Origin of the sequence: Streptomyces sp. NBC_00316 (assembly GCF_036158715.1) — a bacterium.
Lineage (GTDB): Bacteria > Actinomycetota > Actinomycetes > Streptomycetales > Streptomycetaceae > Streptomyces.
The window spans coordinates 2,931,407-2,946,983 of record NZ_CP108023.1; the positions used below are offsets into that span (position 1 = coordinate 2,931,407).

Sequence of the window (15,577 nt, forward strand, 5' to 3'; positions counted from 1 at the left end):
CGGAAAACGAAAAAACCCCTCGCGGGTGCGAGAGGTCTGCGCGCGGGTCTGGGGCACGATGGCCGCTCCGCACGTGGTGGTACGGGACGGTCACTGCGGACCGGCGCGCCTGCTGCCAATAATCATGACGAACAAGGACACGGAGGCAGTCTCGCACAGCACTGCCTCCGTGCCGCCGTCCGTCTCAGGATGCGGGCGTGACGCTCGTCGCGTGGGACGAGCGCGACTGCGGCTGCCCGCCCTTCCCCTCGGCCGCGCCGACCCGGCCCAGATCGATGTCGCGGGTCTCGCGCATCGTCAGATAGACGACCAGGGAGACCGCGGCGCAGCCCGCCACGTACCAGTAGAAGCCCGATTCGATGCCCGCGTCCTTGAACCAGAGCGCCACGTATTCGGCCGTGCCGCCGAAGAGGGCGTTGGCCAGGGCGTACGGGAGAGCGACACCGAGGGCGCGGATGCCGGTCGGGAAGAGCTCGGCCTTCACACAGGCGTTGATCGAGGTGTAGCCCGTGACGACGACCAGGGCGAGCAGTGCCAGCCCGAACGCGGGCCAGAAGGTCCCGGCATGCTTGAGCATCGTCATGATCGGCACGGTCAGGAAGGTCGAGCCGACGGCGAAGGTGATCAGCAGCGGACGGCGGCCGATCCGGTCGGACAGCATGCCCGCCAGCGGCTGGATGCACATGAAGACGAACAGGGCGCAGAAGCTGACGAGCGAGGCGGTGGACTTCTCCATGCCGGCGCTCTTGGAGAGGAACTTGGTGAGGTACGTCGTGTACGTGTAGTACGCGACGGTCCCGCCCATGGTCAGCGCCATCACCAGGAACGCCTCGCGCCGGTGCTTCCACAGCGCCTTCAGCGTGCCGCGGTCCTCCTGGACGGCGGCCCCGGACTCGGCGTACACCTCGGTCTCCAGCATGGAGCGGCGCAGATAGAACACGACGGCCGCGCCGAGCGCGCCGACGATGAACGGGAGGCGCCAGCCCCAGCTGTGCAGCGCCGCGTCGGACATGGTGCGCTGCAGAACGATCTGCAGACCGAGGCCGACGAGCTGACCGGCGGTCATGGACACGTACTGGAAGCTGGAGGCGAAGCCGCGCCGATGGGGTGCGGACGCCTCGGTGAGGTACGTGGCGCTGGCGGCGTACTCGCCGCCGACCGAGAGGCCCTGGAGCAACCGGGCCACCAGCAGGACGGCGACGCCCCCGTATCCCGCCACGGCGTAGGTCGGCGCGACGGCGATGAGGATCGCGGAGGCCGACATGAGGGTGACGGTGAGGGTCAGCGCGGCCTTGCGTCCCCTGCGGTCACCGATCCGCCCGAGCAGCCAGCCGCCGACCGGCCGCATGAAGAAGCCGACGGCGAAGATGCCCATCGTGTTCATGAGATTGGCGGTCTCGTTGCCTTCGGGGAAGAACGAGTCCGCGAAGTAGACCGCGAAGGTCGCGTACACGAACCAGTCGAACCACTCGACCATGTTGCCGGCGGAGCCGACCCAGATTTTCTTCCATTGCTCTCGTCCCATGGTCCGTCACGGTGCCCGAACGACCGGGAACGCAACAAGGGTGCATGGGGCAACGATCATGCGTACTTACGTACGTTGCGTTCACGCACGGGGGAACGCGGCGAGCGACTCGTTCAGGAACTCCCGTACATGGGCGAGGATCCCGTCCCGGCCGGTGCCCGGCAGGCCGATCGCGACATGGATGCTGAATCCGTCGAGCAGGGCGCGCAGCCGGGTCGCGTACCGCTCGGCGTCGACGTCGCGGAACTCCCCGCGCGAGCTCCCCTCCGCCAGCAGCGCCACCAGGTCCCGGTGCCAGGCCCGCTCGATCGCGGCCTGCCGGGCGCGTGCGTCGGCATCGGCGCTCTGCGAGCGGTTCCAGACCTCCAGCCAGAGCGTCCAGTGCGGGTCGCGGTGGCCGTCGGGGATGTACAGATCGACGTACGCGTCGAGCCGCTCGCGGACCGGGCCGGGCCGGGCCAGCAGCTCACGCCGCTGGGCACCGAGCCGGCCCTCGCTCCACTCCAGGGCCTGCAGCAGCAGCTCGTCCTTGGTCCGGAAGTAGTAGAGGAGATGCCCGCTGCTCATGGAGACCTCACGGCCGAGACCGGCCATGGTGAGCCCTTCGAGACCGCGCTCGGCAATGGTGGCCATGGCGGCGGCCAGCACCTCCTCGCGGGGCGGGGCGGTGTTGCGGCGGCGCGGGGCGGGTGTGGGCATGGGATCGGTCAGACCTTCGGCTGCTGCTGTGTGATGCAGTGGATGCCTCCACCACCGGCAAAGATCGTACGGGCGTCGACCAGGGTCACGGTCCGTTCCGGGAAGAGGCGGCGGAAGATCCCGGCGGCGAGCTCGTCGCGCGGGTCGCCGAAGGCGCAGAGGACGACACCGCCGTTGCAGAGGTAATGGTTGATGTACGAGTAGTCGACCCACTCCCCGTCCTCGCGCAGCACCGTCGGCGCCGGGATCTCCACGACCTCCAGGGCGCGGCCCCGGGCATCGGTCTCCCCGCGCAGGATGCGGACCGTCTCGCGGGTGATCTCGTGGTCGGGGTGGGCCGGGTCCGGCTGGACGTGGGCGACGACGGTGCCGGGGCGGGCGAAGGCGGCCACGATGTCGACATGGCCCAGGGTGCCGTACGTGCCGTAGTCACCGGCCAGTCCGCGAGGCAGCCAGATGGCCTTCCGTGTGCCGAGGCGGGCGTGGATCTCGGCCTCGACCTCGGCTCGGGTCCACTCGGGGTTGCGCTCCTTGCCGAGCTGGACGGTCTCGGTCAGCAGGACGGTGCCTTCGCCGTCGACATGGATCGCGCCGCCCTCGTTGACGAGCGGTGAACTGTGCACGGGGACGGCGGCGAGCTCCGCGACCGAGCGGGCGATGTGCGCGTCGTGTTCCCAGCGGGCCCAGCCCTGCGCGCCCCAGCCGTTGAACGTCCAGTCGACCGCGGCCAGTTGCCGCCCGTCGGTGACGAAGGTGGGGCCTATGTCGCGCATCCAGGCGTCGTCGAGCGGGCGGACGGCGAGCTCGATGTCCGGACCGAGCAGCGCACGGGCACTCTCCTCCTGGCCCGGTCCGACGATCATCGTGACGGGTTCGAAGCGGCGGACGGTGCGGGCGACGGCGGCCCAGGCGCGGCGGGCCCCGTCGAGTTCGGCGCCGGTGGCGAAGGTGGGGTTGGGGCCCGGCCAGGCCATCCAGGTGCGCTCGTGCGGGGCCCACTCGGGCGGCATGCGGAAGGTCACGGCGGGGTCCTTACAGGAAGTAGAGGCGGTTGAGGGAGACGGAGTCGGCGGGTCCGGAGCGGACAGGCGCCCCGTCCAGGGTGACCAGACCGCTGCGTGCGTCCACGGCGACGTGTCCCGTACGGGAGTTGTGCACCAGGTCGGCGGGACCGATGCCGCGGGTGCCGCGGACCCCGACCCGGCGCCGGCGGGTCGGCATCAGGTCCGCCTCGAGCTGGGCCGCCGCCTGCGACACGAACGCGACCGAGAGGTCGGCCGCGGTCGCTCCGTACGCACCGAACTGCGGTCCGAGGACGAGGGGTTCGCAGGTGTCGGTGGCGGCGTTGGGATCGCCGGTGACTCCGTACGCCGGGAAGCCGGACTTCAGCACGAGCTGCGGCTTCGCCCCGAAGAACTCGGGGCGCCACAGCACGATGTCGGCGAGCTTCCCGCTCTCGATGGAACCGACCTCGTGGGAAAGCCCGTGGGCGATGGCGGGGTTGATGGTCAGCTTGGCGATGTAGCGCAGGACGCGCCCGTTGTCGTCGGCGGGTCCGTCGCCCTCCATCGGGCCGAGTTCGGCCTTCATCTTCGCGGCCATCGCGAACGTGCGGCGTACCGTCTCGCCGGCCCGGCCCATGCCCTGAGCGTCGGACGAGGTGATGCCGATGGCACCGAGGTCGTGCAGGACGTCCTCCGCGCCCATCGTCCCGGCGCGGATCCGGTCGCGGGCCATCGCGGCGTCGCCCGGCAGATCCGTCTTGAGGTCGTGGACGGAGACGATCATCCCGTAGTGCTCGGCGACCGCGTCCCGGCCGAACGGCAGCGTCGGATTGGTGGACGAGCCGATGACGTTCGGCACGCCCGCCATCTTCAGGACGTTCGGTACGTGCCCGCCGCCGCAGCCCTCGATGTGGAAGGCGTGGATCGTGCGGCCTTCGAGGACGCGCAGGGTGTCCTCGACCGACAGGCACTCGTTCAGCCCGTCGCTGTGCAGGGCGACCTGCACGTCGTGCTCCTCGGCGACCCGCAGCGCGGTGTCCAGAGCGCGGGTGTGGGCGCCCATGTCCTCGTGGACCTTGAACCCGCAGGCCCCGCCCTCGGCCAGGGCCTCGACGAGCGGCGCCTCGTGGGAGGACGAACCGCGGCCCAGGAAGCCGATGTTGACCGGCCAGGCGTCGAACGCGTTGAAGGCGTGGCGCAGCGCCCACGGCGAGTTGACGCCGACGCCCCAGACCGGGCCGAACTCCTGGCCGATGATCGTGGTGACCCCGGAGGCCAGCGAGGCCTCCATGATGCGCGGCGACAGCAGATGGACATGGGTGTCGACGGCGCCCGCGGTGGCGATGAGCCCCTCGCCGGAGACGATGGTCGTGCCGGTGCCGACGACCACGTCGACACCGTCGAGGGTGTCCGGATTGCCGGCCCGCCCGATCGACGCGATACGGCCTTCCCGGATTCCGATCGACACCTTGCGGATGCCCTGCACGGCGTCGATGACCAGCACGTTGCTGATGACGACGTCGCAGGTCGCGCGGACCGCGGCGGCCTTGAGGTGCAGCCCGTCGCGGGCGGTCTTGCCGAACCCGGCGAGGAACTCCTCGCCGTGCTGCTGCGAGTCGGACTCGACGCGGACGGTCAGCCCGGAGTCACCGAGCCTGACCCGGTCCCCGGCGCGCGGGCCGTGCACGGAGGCGTACTCGTACGGATCGATGCTCATCGCTGACCGGCTCCCAGATATCCACAGGCCGCGGCGCGGCGCAGGGCCTCTTCCTTCGCGCCGGGCGCATCGAGCGGGCCGTCGACGAGACCGGCGAAGCCGATGGCCACCCGGTCGCCGCCGATCGGCACGAGGCCGACGGCGACGCTCTCGCCGGGCCCGAAGCGGACGGACGACCCGGCGGGGACACGGAGCCGCATCCCGTACGCGGCGCCCCGGTCGAAGTCGAGCCGCGGGTTGGCCTCGAAGAAGTGGAAGTGCGACGTGACGCTGACGGGGACGGTCGCGGTGTTACGGACGTCCAGCCGCACCGCGGGCTCCGGCTCGGGCGTGGCGGGGCCGGGGACGACGGCTCCGGGGGCCTCGTCGCCGAGCCCGGCGCCGCCGATCGGGCGGGACACCACGGCGAGCCGGGAACCGTCGTCGAAGACGGCTTCCACATGGACCTCGGTGACGACGTCTGCGACCCCGGGCAGCACATCGTCCGGGCCCAGCACGGACCGGGCGGCCTCGATGGCCTCGGCGAGCCGGCGCCCGTCACGGGCCGCCTCGCAGACGGTGTCCGCAATGAGGGCCGTCGCCTCGGGGACATTGAGCCTCAGCCCGCGGGCACGGCGGGCCCGGGCCAGTTCGGCGGCGCCGAAGAGCAGCAGCCGGTCGCGTTCCGTCGGGGTCAGTCGCACGTCTCCACACCTTTCGGTTAGAGCGTCACTCTAACCATGGGGAATCGGAGAACGGAAGGATTGCTTCACTCTTTTGGAGCGACACTCCAAACGACGGCCGACGGCGCCGGCCGAAGGTCGGCGGCGCGGGGAACGGGACCCGTACGCACGAAGCCGCGCCCGGCAGGTGCCGGGCGCGGCTTCGTGCGTACGGAAGAGGGCGGACCAAGGGGGCGGACCAGGGCCTCTCGTTTGGATCATGCTGGGCTCGCGGGGTCCGGCACGCACATCTGCCCTCCGCGGCGGGCCGCTCCCTGATCCAGCCCGATCCGAACGAAAGACCCTAGCCGAGCGGGTGCATCCAGCCGTGCGTGTCCTGGGCGACGCCGCGCTGGACGTCCAGCAGCCTCTCGCGCAGCTTCATCGTGACCTCGCCGGGTGCGCCGCCGCTCTGGGTCCACTCGCCGCCCTCGGACTTGACGACGCCGACGGGGGTGATGACGGCGGCGGTGCCGCAGGCGAAGACCTCGGTGAGGGTGCCGTTCTCGGTGTCGTCGCGCCACTGGTCGATGGAGACGCGTCCCTCCTCGGCCTCGTAGCCGAGGTCACGGGCGACCTGAAGCAGCGAGTCGCGGGTGACACCGGCGAGCAGCGAGCCGGTCAGGGCCGGAGTGACGATCTTGTCCCCGTAGACGAAGTACAGGTTCATGCCGCCGAGCTCCTCGACCCACTTGTGCTCCACGGCGTCGAGGTAGGCGACCTGGTCGCAGCCCTTCGCGGCGGCCTCGGCCTGGGCCAGGAGGGACGCGGCGTAGTTGCCACCGGTCTTGGCGTCGCCCATGCCGCCGGGGACGGCTCGGACGCGGTTCTCGGAGAGCCAGATGGAGACCGGCTTCACTCCACCGGGGAAGTATGCACCGGCGGGCGAGGCGATGACGATGAAGAGGTACTCGTTGGCGGGCTTCACCCCGAGGCCGACCTCGGACGCGATCATGAACGGGCGCAGGTAGAGCGACTCCTCGCCGCCGTGCGCCGGAACCCACGCCTTGTCCTGCTGGACCAGCAGGTCGCACGCCTCGATGAACGTCTCCACCGGAAGCTCGGGCATGGCGAGCCGGTGCGCGGAGCGCTGGAAGCGCTTGGCGTTGGCCTCGGGACGGAAGCTGGCCACCGATCCGTCGGGCTGGCGGTAGGCCTTGAGGCCCTCGAAGATCTCCTGCGCGTAGTGCAGGACGTTCGTGGCGGGGTCGATCGACAGCGGGCCGTAGGGCACGAGCTGACCGTCGTGCCAGCCGCGGCCTTCGGTCCACTTGATGATCACCATGTGATCGGTGAAGTAGCGGCCGAATCCGGGATTGACCAGGATCGCCTCGCGCTCCGCGTCGGACAGCGGGGTGGAAGAAGGCTTGAGCTCGATCGTGGGCGTCGTCATGAGTGCGTGTCCTTCACCGGTTGTGTGTGTAGGACCGCGCTCACGCCGGCACCTGTCGGACAGGTGCTAGGACGTCCGAGCTTCATCCCAAGTCACGGCCCCGTTCGATTATGGCTCGGGTGGGGCCGTGCACGAAATGACGTGATTGCGGTCCAGGGATCGATGGTGGCACCCGGGACCACACAGAAGAAGCCGCCGGGCGGTTACGACCCGGCGGCTTCGAGAGGGAGTCGTCGGGTCAGCTCGCTACGCGTACCGCGAGCGCGTCGCCGATCTCGTCGGTGGTACGCGGGGGAAGTCCGCCGCGCTCCGCGAGGTCGGCGGAGACGGCATCCTCGATGCGCGCGGCCTGGGCCTCGTAGCCGAGGTGGCGCAGCAGGAGGGCGACGGAGAGGATCGTGGCCGTGGGGTCGGCCTTGCCCTGGCCCGCGATGTCGGGGGCGGAGCCGTGGACCGGCTCGAACATCGACGGGAACTCGCCGCTCGGGTTGATGTTGCCCGAGGCCGCGACGCCGATGCCGCCGGAGACGGCCGCGGCGAGGTCGGTGATGATGTCACCGAAGAGGTTGTCGGTGACGATCACGTCGAACCGCTCGGGCTGCGTGACGAGGAAGATCGTCGCCGCGTCCACGTGCAGGTAGTCGGTGGTGACGTCCGGGAAGTCCGCCGCGACCTTGTTGAAGATGTTGGTCCACAGGTGCCCGGCGTAGGTCAGCACGTTGTTCTTGTGAACCAGCGTCAGCTTCTTGCGCGGGCGGGCCTGGGCGCGGGCGAAGGCATCACGGACCACACGCTCGACGCCGAAGGCGGTGTTGACCGAGACCTCGGTGGCGATCTCGTGTGGGGTGCCCGTGCGGATCGAGCCGCCGTTGCCGGTGTACGGACCCTCGGTGCCCTCGCGGACCACGACGAAGTCGATCTCCGGCTGGCCCTTGAGCGGGGTCGCGACACCCGGGAGGAGCTTCGACGGCCGCAGGTTCACATGGTGGTCGAAGAGGAAGCGGAGCTTCAGCAGGAAGCCACGCTCCAGAACACCGGACGGGACCGAGGGATCACCGATCGCGCCGAGCAGAATCGCGTCGTGCTGCTTGAGCGCCTGCGCGTCCGCGTCGGTGAGGGTCTCACCGGTCGCGTGGTAGCGCTTGGCGCCGAAGTCGAACTCCTTCGTCTCCAGCTTCACATCCTGCGGGAGAACAGCGTTGAGGACCTTGAGGCCCTGAGCCACGACCTCCCGGCCGATACCGTCACCGGGGATCACTGCGAGATTGATGCTGCGAGACATGTCGGCACCTTACTGCTCGTCCCACCACATGACATTCTGCGTCCGCCATACGGACACATGGGGAGCTGTACGTGTACCGTTCACCCATTCGACGGGAAGCCGTCGGCCGACGGGTGGATGTTCTGGCCATGGACATCCCTCGCTTCGGAATTCCCGAGAAGCTCGCCGACCGCATGAGCATGGCCGAGCAGCACGACTACCTGCGCACCCGGCTCACCCGGCGCGGCGCGCTGCGCACCGGTGTCGCGACTGCCGCCGTCGTCGGCACCGGCCTCTCCACCGGGCTCGCCGCCTCGCCCGCCTACGCCGCGCCCACCGTGCTCACCTCGCGCAACTCCTCCACCCAGGTGGACGGTTCGCTGGTCGCCCCGTTCGGCCGGCACCTCGCGTACGGCGCCGACCCCAGGACGCAGATGCGCGTCTCCTGGCAGGTCCCCTTCGCGGTCGGGCGCCCGTACATCCGGATCGGGCTCAAGCCGTGGGCACTGAGCCGCAAGATCGACGCCGAGGTGCGGCACCTGACCACCCCGCTCCTCAACGACGGCAAGATCGCGGCCGCCGAGCAGTTCTACGTGCACGCGGGGCTGGACCGGCTGCAGCCCGGCACGACGTACTACTACGGCGTCGGCCACGACGGCTTCGACCCGGCCGACACCCGCAACCTCGGCACGCTCGGCACCTTCACCACCGCGCCGTCGCGCGCCGAGACCTTCACCTTCACGGCCTTCGGCGACCAGGGCGTCAGCTATCACGCCCTCGGCAACGACCAGCTGATCCTCGGCCAGAACCCGGCCTTCCACCTGCACGCGGGCGACATCTGCTACGCGGACCCGTCCGGCTCCGGCCAGACGAGCGACACGTACGACGCCCGCACCTGGGACCAGTTCCTGGCGCAGACGGAGACCGTCTCGAAGACCGTGCCGTGGATGGTGACCACCGGCAACCACGACATGGAGGCCTGGTACTCGCCGGACGGCTACGGCGGCCAGAACGCCCGCTGGTCCCTGCCGGACAACGGCCCGGACCCGGTGGGCCAGCCCGGTGCCTACTCGTTCGTGCACGGCAACGTCGGCGTGGTCGCGCTCGACGCCAACGACGTCTCGTACGAGATCCCCGCCAACTTCGGAATCAGCGACGGCAAGCAGACCCGCTGGCTGGACCGCCGCCTCGGCGAGCTGCGGGCGCGCCACGACATCGACTTCATCGTCGTGTTCTTCCACCACTGCGCCTTCTCGACGACCAACGCACACGCCTCGGACGGAGGGGTGCGCGACGCCTGGGTGCCGCTGTTCGAGAAGCACCAGGTGGACCTGGTCATCAACGGCCATAACCACGTGTACGAGCGCACCGACGCGATCCTGAGGAACGCGGTCGCGCGGAAGGTGCCGATCGGCGAGCGCACCGACCCGACACGGGACGGCATCGTGTACGTCACGGCTGGCGGCGCAGGCAAGGCGCTGTACGACTTCCCGGCGCCGGACACGTACGAGGGGCACGTCAGGGACCAGGACAGCGTGAACACGTATCACGTGGCCAAGGGCGGCGGCAGGGCCACCGAGACCGTGGAGTGGTCGCGGGTGCGCTACACCGGCTTCTCGTTCCTCGCGGTGGAGGTCGAGCCCGGGCGGCACGCCCGGATGAAGGTCACTGCGCTCGCCGAGTCGGGCGAGCGCATCGACCACTTCGAGATCAGCCGGGGCTGAGCCGAACCGGACCGGTCTCCGTGACCGGGCGGTCTCAGTGACCGGTGGAGCCGCCGTTGTCCCTGCGGTCGAGGGCTCGCTGCAGGGCGGCGGCGGCGTTCTGGCGCTCCGACTCGGTCGGGCGGTGGGTGTGACGGACGCGGCGGACAGTCGTCTCGGCCATGGTGGATCGACTCCTTGAGATCGCGAGGATTTCGAGATCGAAAAAACGTGAGGGTGATTTCGAGATCGGGATTTCGAGGCGCCGGAAGGGGCGGTGGCGGATGCCGCAGGGGTTGCCTGCAACGGGCACGCGCTCACGACCGCCAGTCGCTGGATCTAGCGAGACGTTCGGCTTCTACAAAGTTAGGGCAGCCCGGCCGGTCTGTCTCCACAATTACTCGGACTTCCTACTATCTGAGACGGGGGTTTGCGGCCGCCCGCCCGCAGTTCCCGGATCAGGACCCGCGCGGCCGGCGATTGTGCCTGCTCAGGGGTGGTGACACGGCCACGGAGCGGGTCGGCCGCCCCGGTCCGGGAGCGGTGGTCCCGACGGTGCCGGATGCTCCGTCCAGGGGTACGGGTCACCCGCGGGGCGTCGGCCACTCCTGGGTGGCCGCCCACGCGCCGTACGAGGTCCAGGGCACGCCCGGGAACTGTGCCCGCAGCGCCGCGAGGTCCACCTGGTAGCCGGTGTGCGCCAGGTAGCTGAACATGGCGAACATGTCGGGGCTGGTCGTGCGCAGGTCCTCCAGCGGTGTCTGCCGGAACGCGACCGTGCCGCCGGCCGCCCGCCCGATCTCCGCGGCCATCCGGACCGGTGTGGGATCGTCGCCCGCCACCTCGATCCGCTGCCCCGTCCAGCGGTCCGGATCGGCCACGATCTCGGCCACGACACGGCCCAGATCCTGCCGCGCCACCTGCTGGAGGGGGGTGTCACCGGGGAGCGCCATGGTGAGGAGCCCGGCCGCGACCTCGTCCGGCACGCCCAGCGCGTTGTCGTAGAAGTAGGTCGGTGCCACCACCGTCGCCGGAAGCCCGGAGGCGGCGAGCAGTTCCTCGGTCCTGGCCTTGGTCTCGAAGTGCGGAATGCCGGTGCCGCGGTCCGCACTGGCGACGGACGCCAGCACCAGATGGGGCAGTGCGGCGTCCGCCGCCGCCCGTACGATCGCCGCCCCCTGGGCCACCTCCGCGTCCAGACCGTCCTGGAACGGTGTGGTGACGGCGAACGCGGCCGTCGAGCCCCGGAACGCCTCGGCGAGCGAAGCCGCATAGAACAGATCTCCCGGAACGACCTCTGCTCCGGCCGCCGCCAGGGCCTTGGCCCGCCCGCTGCCGGGATCACGCACCACGGCGCGCACGGCGCGCCCCGCCTCCAGGAGCGCGGTGACCACCGCGCCGCCCTGGCCGCCGGTCGCACCGAGCACCGCAATGGTCATGGGGTCTCCCTGGTCGACGGACATGCGTCCATGCTCACCAGAAGCGGCGGGACCTGCCACCGGGAGACCGCCGGGCACACACGGAGCCCTCGCCCGCCCACGACCGGCGGCCGCCCGCCGTCCACGGCGGGCGGCGTGCGCGGCTGCCACGGGCGTCAGAGCACGTCGCCGTCGCGCCAGTCGAAGATCAGCCCCTGGGACGCGGAGGGCAGCGGGCGCCCGGCCGCGCCACGGACGTACGTACTGCCCTCCTCGTCCGGCAGCGGCTCCACCCCGGCCGGCCCCTGCACGGCGATCCGCCCCCGCCACGGCTGCCAGCCGCGCGCCGCGTACAGACGGGCCCCGGTGTCGGAGGCGGACAGCGCCCCGAAGGCGTACGCCCCGTCGACGACCCGTTCCAGCGCCGCCATCACTCGGCCGCCGAGCCCCTCGCGCCGCCGGTCGGCGCGGACGGCCACGCCTTCCACGTATCCGACGCGGTACGAGCGGTGGGCGTGGATCACCCGGCGCTGGACGACGCTGCCGTGCGCAAGGACCCCGCTGCCGTCCCGTGCGCAGACGTGGATGCCCCCCAGGGTGTGGTCCCAGTCGTCGTCGCTGAAGCCGCCCTCGAAAGCGGTGTCGAGGAAGGCGCGGATCCCGTCGCGGGCGGTCGGTGTCAGCTCGTAGGTGTGCACGGCGTGCCACGACGGCTCAGTCATGTCCCCCAGCCTCTCAGCCCCCCGCGCGGCGAGGTACTCAGTACGCATCTGAGTAGCCGCCACGTGTCGAAGAGCCGTGCACCGATGGAGAGTTGGGCTCATGAACGGCCTCTACGCTCTCAAGCCCTGGTACGCGGACCGGCTCTCCGGTGCCCGCGCCGCGCTCGTCCGCCACGAGGTGTCGCCCGACACCCTCACCGCGGCCGGAGTGGTCGCGGCGGCGGGTGCCGCCGCCGCACTGACCTGGCTGCCCACCGGCCTCGCCGCCCTGCCGGTCGCCGTGCTGCTGGCGGCGCGGCTCGCCTTCGCCAACCTCGACGGGGCGCTGGCCCGCGACACCGGCCGGACCACCCGGCGCGGTGCGGTGCTCAACGAACTCGGCGACCGGGCAGCCGATCTGCTGGTGCTGGCAGGCTTCCTGGCTCTCGCCCCGCTGTGGCTGGTGGCGGCGGCCGGACTCGCGGCGACGCTGCCGTCCTGGGTGTCGCTGGCGGGCGCGGCGGCAGGCGCTCCCCGGCGCAACGGTGGATCGCCGCGTCGGCGACGGCGCGCGGTGCACGGACGCTGACGGTGGGGCTGGGCTTCGCCGGGATCGGGCTGCTGATGCGGCGTCACCGGCGGCAGTACGGGCGGTATCTGGTGCTGCTCGGCGGCGGGTTCGCGGCGGGGCTCTCGCTCATCGTGCACGGCTGGGCCTGAACGGCGCGAGGGATCCGGGCACCGGCCGGAAATGGAATCCGCCCCCGTCCGGCTGGGGGGAGCCGGACGGGGGCGGGACTTGTGGCGGGGTGCGAGCGTGGCGCACCCCGAGGGGGTCAGCCCTGGTGGGGGTAGGTGTACTCGGTCGGCGGGACCAGCGTCTCCTTGATGGCGCGGGTCAGCGTCCAGCGCTGCAGGTTCTGCGGGGCGCCCGCCTTGTCGTTCGTGCCCGAGGCACGGCCGCCGCCGAAGGGCTGCTGGCCGACGACGGCGCCGGTCGACTTGTCGTTGATGTAGAAGTTGCCCGCCGCGTAACGGAGCTTCTCCATCGTGTACGCGGCCGCGGCGCGGTCGCCCGAGATGACCGAGCCGGTCAGCGCGTAGTCGGAGACCGACTCCATCTGCTCCAGCATCTCGTCGTACTTGTCGTCCTCGTACACGTGGACGGCGAGGATCGGGCCGAAGTACTCGGTCGTGAAGACCTCGTTGGCCGGGTCGGCGCACTCGACGACCGTCGGGCGGACGAAGTAGCCGACCGAGTCGTCGTACGTGCCACCTGCGACGACGGTGCAGGAGTCATCGGCCTTGGCCCGGTCGATCGCGGCCTTGTTCTTCGCGAACGCACGCTCGTCGATGACGGCGCCGATGAAGTTCGACAGGTCGGTGACGTCGCCCATGGTGATGGAGTCGACCTCGGCCGCGAACTCCTCCTTGAAACCGGAGTTCCAGATGGAGGCCGGGACGTACGCCCGGGAGGAGGCCGAGCACTTCTGGCCCTGGAACTCGAAGGAGCCACGGGTCAGCGCGGTCTTCAGGACGGCGCGGTCGGCGCTGGGGTGCGCGACGACGAAGTCCTTGCCGCCGGTCTCGCCGACCAGACGCGGGTAGGTGCGGTAGTTGGCGATGTTGTTGCCGACCGTCTTCCACAGGTGCTGGAAGGTCGGGGTCGAGCCGGTGAAGTGGATACCGGCCAGGTCGCGGTGGTTCAGGGCGACCTCGGAGACGGCGATGCCGTCGCCGGTCACCAGGTTGATGACGCCCTTGGGCAGACCGGCCTCCTCCAGGAGCTGCATCAGCAGCACGGCGGAGTGGGTCTGCGTCGGGGACGGCTTCCACACCACGACGTTGCCCATGAGGGCGGGGGCGGTGGGCAGGTTGCCCGCGATGGCCGTGAAGTTGAACGGCGTGATCGCGTAGACGAAGCCCTCCAGCGGGCGGTGGTCCATGCGGTTCCACACGCCCGGGGAGTTGGCCGGGGGCTGCTCGGCCAGGATCTGGCGCGCGTAGTGCACGTTGAAGCGCCAGAAGTCGACGAGCTCGCAGGGGGTGTCGATCTCGGCCTGCTGGGCGGTCTTCGACTGGCCGAGCATGGTGGACGCGGCCAGCGTCTCGCGCCAGGGGCCGGACAGCAGTTCGGCCGCGCGCAGGATGATCGCGGCGCGGTCGTCGAAGGACATCGCGCGCCACGCCGGGGCGGCGGCGAGGGCGGCGTCGATCGCGTCCTGCGCGTCCTGCTCGGTGGCGCCGGCGAACGTGCCGATGACGGCCTTGTGGTTGTGGGGCTGCACGACGTCGAAACGCTCGCCGCCGCCCATCCTCTTCTCGCCGCCGATGGTCATCGGCAGGTCGATCGGGTTCTCGGCGAGCTCCTTGAGCTTCACCTCCAGACGGGCGCGCTCCGGGGAACCCGGGGCGTAGGAGTGGACCGGCTCGTTGACCGGCGCGGGGACCTGGGTCACAGCGTCCATGAGTTCCGTTGCTCCTTAGCTAGAGAAGAGAGGGGGCTCAGCCCTTGGTGAGGATGGAGCGGGCGAAGAAGAGCAGGTTGGCCGGCTTCTCCGCGAGACGGCGCATGAAGTACCCGTACCAGTCGGTCCCGTACGCGGTGTAGACACGCATCCGGTGCCCCTCGGCCGCGAGCCGGACGTGCTCGTCGCTGCGGATCCCGTACAGCATCTGGAACTCGTACTCGTCCAGTTTGCGCCCGGCCTTGCGGGCGAGCTCCTGCGCGATGGCGATGAGCCGCGGGTCGTGCGATCCGATCATCGGGTACCCGTCGCCCTCCATGAGGGTCTTCAGGATCCGGACGTACGCCTTGTCGATCTCGGCCTTGTCCTGGTACGCGACGGAGGCGGGCTCCTTGTAGGCGCCCTTCACGATGCGGACGCGGCTGCCGGCGGCGGCGAGGCGGCGGGCGTCCTCCTCGGTGCGGAACAGGTAGGCCTGGATGACACAGCCGGTCTGCGGGAAGTCCTTCCGCAGCTCCTCGTGGATGGCGAACATCGAGTCGAGGGTGGTGTGGTCCTCGGCGTCCAGGGTGACCGTGGTGCCGATCGCGGCGGCGGCCTCGACGACCGGGCGGACGTTGGCGAGCGCCATCTCGTGGCCGCCCTCCAGTGCCTGGCCGAACATCGACAGCTTGACGGACATCTCGGCCCTGGTGCCCAGGCCGAGTTCCTTCAGGCGGTCGATGAGCTCCAGGTACGCGTCGCGCGCGGCGGTGGCCTGCCCGGGCGTCGTGATGTCCTCGCCGACGACGTCGAGGGTGACCTCGAGGCCCTTCCCGGCGGCGTCCTTGATGATCGGGACGACCTGCTCGACCGTCTCGCCGGCGATGAACCGGTCGACGACCTGCTTGGTCCCCGGGGCGGCCGAGATGAAACGGCGCATCTTGTCACTGCGTGACGCAGCGAGGATCACGGGAGCCAGCACGGGGCACCTCCAACGGAAAAGTA

The 15,577-nt window shown here is 70.6% G+C and carries 15 protein-coding genes; 3 read left to right on the plus strand and 12 right to left on the minus strand.

Going from position 1 to position 15,577, the window contains the following annotated elements; all coding sequences use genetic code 11:
* Nucleotides 1-184: 184 nt before the first annotated feature.
* The 7 genes from OG878_RS12905 to OG878_RS12935 form a co-directional block, all read right to left on the minus strand.
* Entirely contained in the window at nt 185-1,525 is a 1,341-nt protein-coding gene (locus tag OG878_RS12905; RefSeq protein ID WP_328886924.1) for an MFS transporter, read from the minus strand.
* Nucleotides 1,526-1,606: 81 nt separating this feature from the next.
* The gene (locus OG878_RS12910) at nt 1,607-2,224 is read right to left on the minus strand and encodes a TetR/AcrR family transcriptional regulator (RefSeq protein WP_328886925.1); all 618 of its coding nucleotides are present in this window, start codon (nt 2,222-2,224) and stop codon (nt 1,607-1,609) included.
* A gap of 8 nt (nt 2,225-2,232) precedes the next feature.
* Complete coding sequence (locus OG878_RS12915; protein WP_328891222.1) at nt 2,233-3,234, minus strand: agmatine deiminase family protein; 1,002 nt, start codon at nt 3,232-3,234, stop codon at nt 2,233-2,235.
* Nucleotides 3,235-3,256: 22 nt separating this feature from the next.
* Entirely contained in the window at nt 3,257-4,945 is a 1,689-nt protein-coding gene (locus OG878_RS12920; protein ID WP_328886926.1) for an urease subunit alpha, read from the minus strand.
* The gene (gene ureA, locus OG878_RS12925; protein ID WP_328886927.1) at nt 4,942-5,628 is read right to left on the minus strand and encodes an urease subunit gamma; all 687 of its coding nucleotides are present in this window, start codon (nt 5,626-5,628) and stop codon (nt 4,942-4,944) included. Before ureA ends, OG878_RS12920 begins: the two co-directional genes overlap by 4 nt.
* 322 nt (nt 5,629-5,950) lie before the next feature.
* Nucleotides 5,951-7,039 (minus strand): branched-chain amino acid aminotransferase, encoded by a 1,089-nt coding sequence (locus OG878_RS12930; protein WP_328886928.1) that lies wholly within the window; start codon nt 7,037-7,039, stop codon nt 5,951-5,953.
* A 238-nt stretch (nt 7,040-7,277) separates the two neighbouring features.
* Nucleotides 7,278-8,321 (minus strand): 3-isopropylmalate dehydrogenase, encoded by a 1,044-nt coding sequence (locus OG878_RS12935; protein ID WP_328886929.1) that lies wholly within the window; start codon nt 8,319-8,321, stop codon nt 7,278-7,280.
* A 128-nt stretch (nt 8,322-8,449) separates the two neighbouring features.
* On the opposite strand from OG878_RS12935, the gene OG878_RS12940 reads away from it, so the two are divergent.
* Nucleotides 8,450-10,024 (plus strand): purple acid phosphatase family protein, encoded by a 1,575-nt coding sequence (locus tag OG878_RS12940; RefSeq protein ID WP_328886930.1) that lies wholly within the window; start codon nt 8,450-8,452, stop codon nt 10,022-10,024.
* Nucleotides 10,025-10,058: 34 nt separating this feature from the next.
* Here the strand turns inward: OG878_RS12940 and OG878_RS12945 are convergent, their stop codons facing one another.
* The 3 genes from OG878_RS12945 to OG878_RS12955 all read right to left on the minus strand — a co-directional run bounded on the left by OG878_RS12945 (nt 10,059) and on the right by OG878_RS12955 (nt 12,143).
* Nucleotides 10,059-10,187, minus strand: coding sequence for a hypothetical protein (locus tag OG878_RS12945; RefSeq protein WP_093772350.1), 129 nt, complete (start codon nt 10,185-10,187; stop codon nt 10,059-10,061).
* 400 nt (nt 10,188-10,587) lie between these two features.
* The gene (locus OG878_RS12950; protein WP_328891223.1) at nt 10,588-11,442 is read right to left on the minus strand and encodes an NmrA family NAD(P)-binding protein; all 855 of its coding nucleotides are present in this window, start codon (nt 11,440-11,442) and stop codon (nt 10,588-10,590) included.
* A 155-nt stretch (nt 11,443-11,597) separates the two neighbouring features.
* Complete coding sequence (locus OG878_RS12955) at nt 11,598-12,143, minus strand: GNAT family N-acetyltransferase (RefSeq protein WP_328886931.1); 546 nt, start codon at nt 12,141-12,143, stop codon at nt 11,598-11,600.
* 100 nt (nt 12,144-12,243) lie between these two features.
* Here OG878_RS12955 and OG878_RS12960 point away from each other — a divergent pair, with 100 nt between their 5' ends.
* Together OG878_RS12960 and OG878_RS12965 are read left to right on the plus strand one after the other, a co-directional pair.
* Nucleotides 12,244-12,711, plus strand: a complete 468-nt coding sequence (locus OG878_RS12960) for a CDP-alcohol phosphatidyltransferase family protein (RefSeq protein ID WP_328886932.1) — start codon at nt 12,244-12,246, stop codon at nt 12,709-12,711.
* 2 nt (nt 12,712-12,713) lie between these two features.
* Nucleotides 12,714-12,842 (plus strand): hypothetical protein, encoded by a 129-nt coding sequence (locus OG878_RS12965; RefSeq protein WP_328886933.1) that lies wholly within the window; start codon nt 12,714-12,716, stop codon nt 12,840-12,842.
* A gap of 116 nt (nt 12,843-12,958) precedes the next feature.
* On the opposite strand, the gene pruA is transcribed toward OG878_RS12965, so the two are convergent.
* Together pruA and OG878_RS12975 are read right to left on the minus strand one after the other, a co-directional pair.
* Nucleotides 12,959-14,590 (minus strand): L-glutamate gamma-semialdehyde dehydrogenase, encoded by a 1,632-nt coding sequence (gene pruA / locus OG878_RS12970; RefSeq protein ID WP_328886934.1) that lies wholly within the window; start codon nt 14,588-14,590, stop codon nt 12,959-12,961.
* Nucleotides 14,591-14,627: 37 nt separating this feature from the next.
* Nucleotides 14,628-15,554 carry a proline dehydrogenase family protein gene (locus tag OG878_RS12975; RefSeq protein WP_328886935.1) on the minus strand — a complete coding sequence of 309 codons (927 nt, stop codon included), beginning with the start codon at nt 15,552-15,554 and terminating at the stop codon, nt 14,628-14,630.
* Nucleotides 15,555-15,577: the final 23 nt, after the last annotated feature.

Coding starts and splice junctions, on each gene's coding strand:
- OG878_RS12905 (WP_328886924.1), bottom strand. CDS start 1,525: ATGGGACGAGAGCAATGGAAGAAAATCTGGGTCGGCTCCGCCGGCAAC.
- OG878_RS12910 (WP_328886925.1), bottom strand. CDS start 2,224: ATGCCCACACCCGCCCCGCGCCGCCGCAACACCGCCCCGCCCCGCGAG.
- OG878_RS12915 (WP_328891222.1), bottom strand. CDS start 3,234: ATGCCGCCCGAGTGGGCCCCGCACGAGCGCACCTGGATGGCCTGGCCG.
- OG878_RS12920 (WP_328886926.1), bottom strand. CDS start 4,945: ATGAGCATCGATCCGTACGAGTACGCCTCCGTGCACGGCCCGCGCGCC.
- OG878_RS12930 (WP_328886928.1), bottom strand. CDS start 7,039: ATGACGACGCCCACGATCGAGCTCAAGCCTTCTTCCACCCCGCTGTCC.
- OG878_RS12935 (WP_328886929.1), bottom strand. CDS start 8,321: ATGTCTCGCAGCATCAATCTCGCAGTGATCCCCGGTGACGGTATCGGC.
- OG878_RS12940 (WP_328886930.1), top strand. CDS start 8,450: ATGGACATCCCTCGCTTCGGAATTCCCGAGAAGCTCGCCGACCGCATG.
- OG878_RS12945 (WP_093772350.1), bottom strand. CDS start 10,187: ATGGCCGAGACGACTGTCCGCCGCGTCCGTCACACCCACCGCCCGACC.
- OG878_RS12950 (WP_328891223.1), bottom strand. CDS start 11,442: ATGACCATTGCGGTGCTCGGTGCGACCGGCGGCCAGGGCGGCGCGGTG.
- OG878_RS12955 (WP_328886931.1), bottom strand. CDS start 12,143: ATGACTGAGCCGTCGTGGCACGCCGTGCACACCTACGAGCTGACACCG.
- OG878_RS12960 (WP_328886932.1), top strand. CDS start 12,244: ATGAACGGCCTCTACGCTCTCAAGCCCTGGTACGCGGACCGGCTCTCC.
- pruA (WP_328886934.1), bottom strand. CDS start 14,590: ATGGACGCTGTGACCCAGGTCCCCGCGCCGGTCAACGAGCCGGTCCAC.